Genomic DNA, 1,473 nt, shown 5'->3' with positions numbered 1-1,473 from the left:
GCGACGGTCATCGAGGCTTTCGGCCCCGCCCCGTGGGCACCCGCCTTCGGCATGCTGACCGACCGCTTCGGCATCACCTGGATCCTCGACGTGGCAACCGGACACGGACAGCCCTGAGATTGCGACGCCGAGGCGCGGCCGGCACGGCCGCACCTCGGCGTCGCAGGCGCGGCCCGGCGGCCGATACCGTGGTCGATAGCGGCGATGACAGGGCATCGGTGTCGAGATCAGGACACAACCGTCGCGATCCATTGGAGGATTGCTGCGTTGGTCCTGGGCGCGTTCTTGTGCAGCTGCACGGAGTGGCCGCTGTCGGAGACGACGATGGCCTTGAGATCGGCCGTGTCCGAGTAGTAAGACCGCTCGTGAGCCAGCATCGACTCGGGGGTGCAGACTCCGGTGGTGCAGTACGGGTCCTGGTCACCGACCACGATAAGGGTCGGTACCTTGATCGAGCGCGAGGGCGACTGCTCGGGAGGAAGTGTCGGGCCGGTCGAGTCCGCCGCGGTGCTCAGGTCCTTGAGTCGCTCGTCCGCCTCGATGACGGCCGGGTCGGCGTTGGGCTCGTGGTAGAAGAACCGCCGCATGCCGGCGTTGGTCGTCAGGTAGCCGGGGTCGCTCACCGTGCCGCGGAACTTGGGGTCGTCCTTCGCCTTGATCTCGAACGGGATCTCCTCGCCGTGGCCGGTCGAAGGTCGCTCCTGTCTCACGACGTGACTCATGCCGGTGAGCACGAACGCGTCGACGTCCTGGTACTGCTGGGCTTCGGCCCAGGCCATCGACGAGCCCAGCGAGTGGCCGACCCACACGACCCTGGTGAACCGACGATGTCCGATGTCACCAGCGCGCAGCTTGGTGATCACTTGGTGGATCGCCTGGACTCCGGCGTCGAGGGTGTAAAGCGAACTGGGCGGCAAGGTGCTTCGGCCGGTGGCGAGCCGGTCGATGTTGAACGTGGAGTGGCCGGCGTCGAGCGCCCTGGCGACGTAGGAGTAGTGGGAACGCCGCACGGGCATGTCGAAGTAGCTGTGGTTGTACGTGGAACCCGGCACCAGCAGTTGCACGATCCTGCTCGTCTTGTCACCGCGGCGCGGCTGGCACAGCTCTCCGTAGACGTGAGCCTTGCCGACCCGCGCGACCGAGACCGGAACCCGCACGCCGTAACAGCGCGCATCACGGTGTTCGCCCTGTGCGCCGCTCGTGTTGCTCTCTGAGGTGGCGTAGGGAGACCGGACTTCTGCGGAGGCGTCCGCCTGGGTGTTGGTGATGGTGGGCGTGGCGAGTCCGGTCGCGACGATCATGGTCAGAGAAACGGCGAATGTCCTGGTTTTCCTCGACGGTGAGCAGCCTTCGGCGGTAGAACGCCTCGCCCGACAGGACAGGCCGACGGGGCCGCCGCCGACGATCAGTACGTCGTGCACGGGAGATCCCCTTCTCGGAGAGGGTCGATGGGCGAACGCGGCCCCGGGCGGG

General features: G+C 67.2%; 1 protein-coding gene and 1 pseudogene. One reads left to right on the top strand and one right to left on the bottom strand.

Annotated elements, in window-relative coordinates; translation table 11 throughout:
• A pseudogene (locus FHS29_RS37480) lies at nucleotides 1–117 on the top strand (VOC family protein); the annotation flags it as partial.
• A gap of 110 nt (nucleotides 118–227) precedes the next feature.
• On the opposite strand, the gene FHS29_RS36175 reads toward FHS29_RS37480, so the two are convergent.
• The gene (locus tag FHS29_RS36175) at nucleotides 228–1,421 is read right to left on the bottom strand and encodes an alpha/beta fold hydrolase (protein ID WP_184699245.1); all 1,194 of its coding nucleotides are present in this window, start codon (nucleotides 1,419–1,421) and stop codon (nucleotides 228–230) included.
• Nucleotides 1,422–1,473: the final 52 nt, after the last annotated feature.

Source organism: Saccharothrix tamanrassetensis, assembly GCF_014203665.1.
GTDB classification, from domain to species: Bacteria; Actinomycetota; Actinomycetes; order Mycobacteriales; family Pseudonocardiaceae; genus Actinosynnema; species Actinosynnema tamanrassetense.
Note: the sequence above shows the minus strand (reverse complement) of the source record. Positions and strands in the feature narration are given on the sequence as shown.